The sequence below is a fragment of the Streptomyces sp. NPDC031132 genome, assembly GCF_055570595.1.
This window is the reverse complement of the sequence record NZ_JBVIGX010000007.1, coordinates 169,225-175,224: the sequence shown is the minus strand read 5'-3', so window position 1 is coordinate 175,224 and position 6,000 is coordinate 169,225. Positions and strand designations below refer to the sequence as shown.

General features: G+C 73.7%; 5 protein-coding genes. All 5 read right to left on the bottom strand.

The genetic code is table 11. From position 1 onward, the window contains the following. Positions 1-142 precede the first annotated feature (142 nt). The 5 genes from ACZ49B_RS13175 to ACZ49B_RS13155 all read right to left on the bottom strand — a co-directional run bounded on the left by ACZ49B_RS13175 (position 143) and on the right by ACZ49B_RS13155 (position 5,955). Positions 143-949, bottom strand: a complete 807-nt coding sequence (locus tag ACZ49B_RS13175) for an IclR family transcriptional regulator (RefSeq protein ID WP_468304866.1) — start codon at positions 947-949, stop codon at positions 143-145. 950 nt (positions 950-1,899) lie between these two features. Beyond that, positions 1,900-2,478: an RNA polymerase sigma factor gene (locus ACZ49B_RS13170; protein ID WP_468304389.1), complete on the bottom strand. Its 579-nt coding sequence runs from the start codon at positions 2,476-2,478 to the stop codon at positions 1,900-1,902. 337 nt (positions 2,479-2,815) lie between these two features. After that, complete coding sequence (locus ACZ49B_RS13165) at positions 2,816-3,427, bottom strand: nucleoside/nucleotide kinase family protein (RefSeq protein WP_468304386.1); 612 nt, start codon at positions 3,425-3,427, stop codon at positions 2,816-2,818. A gap of 38 nt (positions 3,428-3,465) precedes the next feature. Then, positions 3,466-5,571: a SpoIIE family protein phosphatase gene (locus ACZ49B_RS13160; protein WP_468304383.1), complete on the bottom strand. Its 2,106-nt coding sequence runs from the start codon at positions 5,569-5,571 to the stop codon at positions 3,466-3,468. Between the two features lie 120 nt (positions 5,572-5,691). Next, a complete protein-coding gene (locus ACZ49B_RS13155) occupies positions 5,692-5,955 on the bottom strand; it encodes an acyl carrier protein (RefSeq protein ID WP_468304380.1) in 264 nt (87 codons plus the stop codon). Positions 5,956-6,000: the final 45 nt, after the last annotated feature.

Genomic DNA, 6,000 nt, shown 5'->3' with positions numbered 1-6,000 from the left:
AACGTCAAGGCCTCTGTAACCGAAGAGGGGAGGGCAACTAGAGCGGGGCGGAAGATGGACACGCTGGCTCGAGTGCGAGAGGGGCCCCGCCCCCCCCCCCCCCCCCCCCCCGGCCGTTCCCGCCCCGGATCCCGGCGGGCGGCTACGTGGCCGTGATCAGGATGCCGTCCGGCTCGCCCGCTCCTTCTTCCTGCTGCGGCGCCGTCCGGGGTGCGCCCGGGCCGGTGCCGGCCACGATGAGCGCGAGCAGGACGGCCGCGGCCTCGCTCTGCAGGATCCGGGCGGCCTGCACGAGGCGGTGCGGGTCCGGGGCCGGAATGGACAGGGCCAGGCATTCCGCGTTGGGGCCCGAGGTGATGGGGACGGCCGCGCAGACCGTGCCCAGGGCGTACTCCTGCAGGTCCAGCAGGGGTGCGCCCGGCCGGCGGGTGTCGAGCTGCCGGAAGAGGTCCTCCTGACGGGTGAGGGTGTGGGCGGTGAACCGCTCCGCCCGGTGCCGGGACAGGTGGTCCTTGCGGCCGTCGGGAGCGAGCTGGGCCAGCAGGGCCTTGCCGACGGCCGAGGCATGGGCGGCGGCCCGGAAGTCGACCCACTCCTCCACGAGCGGTGTCGCCGGACCGTCGGCGTACTGGGTGATGCACACCTCGCCGTCGGTGTAGCGGGCCACGTAGACGGCGGCACCCACCGCGTCCCGGACCCAGGCGAGGGTCTCCTGCAGGTGCCCGCGCCCGTCACCGGACGCCGTCTCGGTCAGTAAGAGCGCGCGGCCCGCGATGTACGCGCCGGGGCCGGTCGGGGCGGCCAGGTTCGCCCGTACCAGCTGCTCCATCACCCGGGCCAACACCAGCTGCGGCAACCGCGTCTCACGGGCGATCTGGGCAAGGCTCACGCCCCCCGAGTAGCAGTTGACGACTTCCAGGACGCGCAGCGCCCGGTGGACGGTCTCCATCGCGACCGGAGCCGGCCGCGCTTCGGCGCGGCCCCGGCCGGCCGGGGCAGGCTGCGGCTGCCTGAGGGCCTCGAGGGCCCAGGCGTTCGCCTCGTCCGTCAGGTGCAGGAGGTTCAGCCGTGCGTGCTGGGCCACCGCCACCGCCACCTGCGGGCCCAGCAGGAACACCTCGCCCAGGTCGTGGTCGTCGGTCCAGCTGCTGGCGGTCACGGCCCGGCGCAGCCGGGCGGGGATCCGGTACGGGGGCCGCCCGCCGTGGCCCCGTACCGCCGTGAGGGCGGTGAGGTCCTGGGTGGTGATCGGCGGCGAGGTCCAGATGACCGAGGCGCCGAGGGCCTCCTCCAGGTTCTCCGGGATCTCCGGCAGGTGCGGCACCCCCTCGTCCGGCGGCAGCACCTCGACCAGCGCCTTCCAGTGCCGGGCGGTCGCCACCTCGGCGCGTGCGAGGTGGTGGAGGTGGAGCAGGCGGGCCGCGGTCCGCGAGCCGGCTCCTGCCGCGTACTGGAACCAGAACTGTGCGCCCTCCATGCGGTCGGCCAGGTGCAGGAGGCAGCCGAACAGCAGCGCCGGTTCCGCACCGTGGGGCCAGGTTCCGGCGGCCAGGGCGAGTTCGGCGAAGGACCGGCTCTCCGCGAGGGACCAGGCCAGGTCGTCCAGGAGTCTCGCGGCCCGTGCGTGGCAGGCGGCGTCCAGTACGAGGTCGTCCGCCGGGGTGGGCGCCGGCGCGGGCAGGGGCGCGGGTCCGGCGAGGGAGGCCGGTGCGGGGAAGCCGCCCCGGCCGGCGGCGCCGGTCGCCGAGCGGGCCCGGTCCGCCGCGATCCTGCGGGCGATGCGCCGCCGGGCGGCGTCCTCGTCGTAGCCGGCGTACTCCTCCATCAGCACCTGCGCCTGCCCCAGTGCCGCCGCCAGCTCCTCCCCCGGCACGGCGTCGCGGTCGGCCGTCATGTCGCTCACTGGCCCTTCTCCTCTCCAGGAGCCCAGTCCGCCCCGAGTTTCTGGGACAGGATTCGGCTTGCGCCTCGAATGTGCGAACGGACCGTCGCGGGGGAGATCCCCATCATCCTGCCGACGGTTCCGCTGTCGTACCCCAGCAGGAAGGCCAGCAGCACCACGTCGTAGTGCCGCTCGGGCAGGCACGCGATCGCCGCGTACAGGCCGAGCTTGGACTCCAGCAGTTCCATGCGCTGCCGGGAGGCGCGGCGCAGGGCGGCGAACCAGGCCGTTTCCACCATCGCCGCGGACCGGCCCAGGACCGCCAGCCGGCGCGCGACGTGTTCCCGCAGCACCGCCCAGGCGAAACCGTGCAGGCTCGCCTCCTTGAGCGCCTGGCGCCACACCTTCAGCAGGAAGGTGAACACGTCGTCGACGACGTCCTCGGCGTCCTCGCGGGAGCCCAGCTGCAGGTGTGCGTAGCGCAGGTAGGCGCGGTGGTGCTGGGAGTGGAACGCGCTGAACTCCACCGGCAGGACGCCGGCCAGCTCGCTGGAGACCGCCCGGTCCCCGGACGGGTCGAACTCGCCCTCACTCATACGCTCCTCCAGTGATGCCGGGCGTCGCCGGTACGAGCGGTCGCGGCCCGGGTCCTCGCACCCGGGTGGCGTGGGTGTCTCCTGACGGCATCGAAAGCGACGAGTATCAGCACGGAGGTGACGGTCTGGACAGGATTCACGTCGGCGGGAAGCCTTCCGGTGAAATGAACGGAACGGGCATGCCTGCCCCCCACATCCAGCAGCCGGCCGGACCGGCTGCTCCCCCAACACCACCCCATCGGAAAAGACGCCCGAATGTGCACGGCTGCCGACGGAAATCTTTCGGGAAATGGCGCATCTGCTCCGCTGCGCGCCCCCCTTGCCGCCGCGTACGCCCCTACTCCACCACCAGGTCCGCCCTTGCCCGGCCCGCGGCGATCAGCCGGGCGTTCGCCTCGTCCGAGCGCGTGACCCACTCCTCGGCGTGGGCCGGGGCCTTCCCGTGGCGGACGTGACGGTCGACCAGCCGCCGGACGCGCACGGTGTCGTCGGGTGCGAGGTACCAGACCTCGTCGAGGAGCGCCCGTACCGCCGCCCACTCCCCCGCCTCGTACAGCAGGTAGTTGCCCTCGGTGATCACCAGGTGTACCGCGGGGTCCACCGGGATGCTCCCCGCCACCGGCTCCTCCAGCGAGCGGTCGAAAGCCGGAGCGTAGACGGCGCCGGCCGCGGGTGTGCGCAGTCGGCTCAGCAGCGCCGCGTACCCGGCGGCGTCGAAGGTGTCCGGCGCTCCCTTGCGTTCGGCGCGGCCCAGCCGCTCCAGTTCGGCCTGGGCGAGGTGGAACCCGTCCATCGGTACGACCACGGCCAGTTCGGGGCCCAGCGCCTCCGCGAGGCGGGCCGCCAGGGTCGACTTGCCGGCTCCGGGCGGCCCGGCGATGCCGAGGATCCGGCGGGTGCCGGACGCCGTGAGCGCGCGGGCCCGCCGCTCCAGTTCGGTGAAATCCATCCGCCCATCCTGCCCGGGCCGGGTGGGTGCCGGGCGGCTCAGGCTCCGGCCGGGGGCCCGGGCGGGGGCGTGTGGGGGTCGGTGCCGACGCGGGTGACGAGCAGGGCGATGTCGTCGTCCGCGGACGCCGGGACCAGGTGGGTGATCAGCGAGTCGCACAGGTGGTCCAGCGAGCGCTGGGGTTCGGTGAGCAGGCGGGTGAGTTCGGTCAGGCGTTCGTCGATGTCGCTGCCGCGGGCTTCGACGAGGCCGTCGGTGTACAGGACGAGGAGGCTGCCCGGCGCGAGGGTGAGGTCGGTGGTGGTGAAGGTGGTACCGCCGACCCCCAGCGGGGTGCCGGGCGGCAGGTCGAGGAGGTGGACCGTACCGTCGGGCTCCACGGCCACGGGCGGCGGATGCCCGGCGCGGGTGATCCGGCAGCGGCCGGTCTCCGGATCGACCACGGCGTACAGGAAGGTGGCGATCATCGGCTCGGCGAGGTCGTCCAGGGTCGCTTCCAGCTGGTGCATCAGGGCCTCGGGGGCGAGGTCGAGCCGGGCGAGGGCGCGCACACTGGCGGAGAGCCGTCCCATGACCGCCGCGGCCGCGATGCCGTGGCCCATGACGTCGCCGATGAGGAGGGCGGCCTTGCCCCCGGGGAGGTGCAGGACGTCGTACCAGTCACCGCCGATCTCGTTGACGTCGCTGGCCGGCAGGTAGCGGTGGGCGACCTCGATGCCGGGCGGCGGGGTGATGTGCTGGGGCAGCATGCTGCGCTGCAGGATGACGGCGGTCTCGTGTTCGCGGTGGTAGAGGCGCGCGTTGTCGATGCTGATGGCGGCGCGGGCGGCGAGCTCGCCGGCGAGGGTGACGTCGTCGGGCCCGAAGGGGCCGACGGGGCTGGTGCGGTAGAAGGTGGCGACGCCGAGTACGAGGTCCCGGGCGATCAGCGGCGCCATCATGAACGAGTGCACTCCGACGGGCAGGAGTTGTGCGGGCCGGCTCGTGTGGCGGGCGGCGGAGGCGATGACCTGCTCGTCGACGTGGGCGATCAGGAAGGGCCGGCGGGCGGCGAGGGCCTGGGTGTAGGGGGCGGCCGCCGGGAAGACGAGCGTCCTGCCCAGGGGGGCGAGGATGCCGATCACGGCGGAGCCGGTCAGCGGGGCCTTGCCCAGGCGCCGCAGCGCCACGCCCCCGGCCAGTCCCATGCCGGGCTCGTCACCGCGGGCGAGGGTGTCCAGTACGTCCACGGTGGCGGCGTCGGCGAGCTGCGGTACGGCGAGGTCCGCCAGCTCCTGCGCGGTGCGCTCCAGCTCCAGGCTGGCGCCGATGCGGACGCTGGCCTCGCTGAGCAGGGCCAGCCTGCGGCGGGCGGCCTCGGCCTCGGTGTGGTCGTGCTGCTGCTCGGTGATGTCGAGCAGGGAGGCGATCACGCCGATCGGGCGGCCGCCGGGATCCTCCACCCGGACGTACGAGCACGACCACACCCGGTCGTGCACCGGGTCGGCCGGCGTGCGGCCGGTGCGACGGCGGTCCAGCACCGGCTCCCCGGTGGCCAGGACCAGCCGCATCGCGTCCTCCATGTCCTCCGCGTTCACCTCGGGCAGGACCTGTGCGAGGCGGCGCCCCACGTGCGAGGATTCCGAGAGGCCGTTCATCGCCTCCAGGGCCGGGTTGACCTGGAGGAATCGCAGTTGCGTGTCGAGGATGGCGATGCCGACGGGCGAGCGGGCGAACAGCCCGTCCCAGACCGCCGACGATCCCCGGATCCGCCGGGCCGCGTGGGCGTCGGCGGCGAAGACCAGGACCGCGGAGGCACCGTGGCGCCGGCCGGGCACCGGGCCGGCCCAGATCTCCACCTCCAGCGGGTGCCCGTCCTGGTGCCAGGCGGTCACCGTACCCATCACCCCGCGCCCGGTGACGGCGGTCTCCCACAGGGCGCGGCCGAGGCTGCGGTCGGCTCCGGGGTGGAGGAGCTCGGCGATGTGCCGGCCGACGATCTGCGGCGGGGTGTATCCGAGCAGTTCCTGCGCCGCGCGGTTCCAGCGGACGATGGTGCCGTCCGCGCTGGTGGCAAGCTGCGCCACGGTCAGCGAGCCGAGCCACCCGCCGGCATCCTGGGCGGCGCCGCTGATCAGGTCCTCGATCGGCGTCTGCTCGTTCATCCGGCCTCCACACCCCCCATGGTCGCCCTGGCGGACCGGGACCGCTTCCCGGCGTGGTCAGGGGCGTGCGGGCACGGCGGCGGGGCCGCCCCCACCCGGCAGCAGCCGCGCGGCGCCGGATCAGCGGTCCGTGCGCCGTGCGTCGACGGATGCGGCGAATTCCTCGAGCGTGGCGTCGCGGAGCTCCTCCTCCTCGACCGTGATGCCCAGCATGTCGTGCACGGCGATGGCCATCTCGACAATCATGAGCGAATCGGTCAGCAGGTCGCGCATGGGCGCACTCGCCCGTACCTCGTCGGAGGGGATTTCGAGCCTCTCGACGAGCAGTTCACTGATCACGTCGAGGGCGGATTCCGGCACGGAAGTTGTCACGGGAGTAGTCACGGAAGCTCTCATTTGCGGTATCGGTGCCATTGCAGCAGGGTGACG

Excerpts from the sequence above, each read along its gene's own strand:
- ACZ49B_RS13175 (WP_468304866.1), bottom strand. The coding sequence starts at position 949 with ATGGAGACCGTCCACCGGGCGCTGCGCGTCCTGGAAGTCGTCAACTGC.
- ACZ49B_RS13170 (WP_468304389.1), bottom strand. The coding sequence starts at position 2,478 with ATGAGTGAGGGCGAGTTCGACCCGTCCGGGGACCGGGCGGTCTCCAGC.
- ACZ49B_RS13165 (WP_468304386.1), bottom strand. The coding sequence starts at position 3,427 with ATGGATTTCACCGAACTGGAGCGGCGGGCCCGCGCGCTCACGGCGTCC.
- ACZ49B_RS13160 (WP_468304383.1), bottom strand. The coding sequence starts at position 5,571 with ATGAACGAGCAGACGCCGATCGAGGACCTGATCAGCGGCGCCGCCCAG.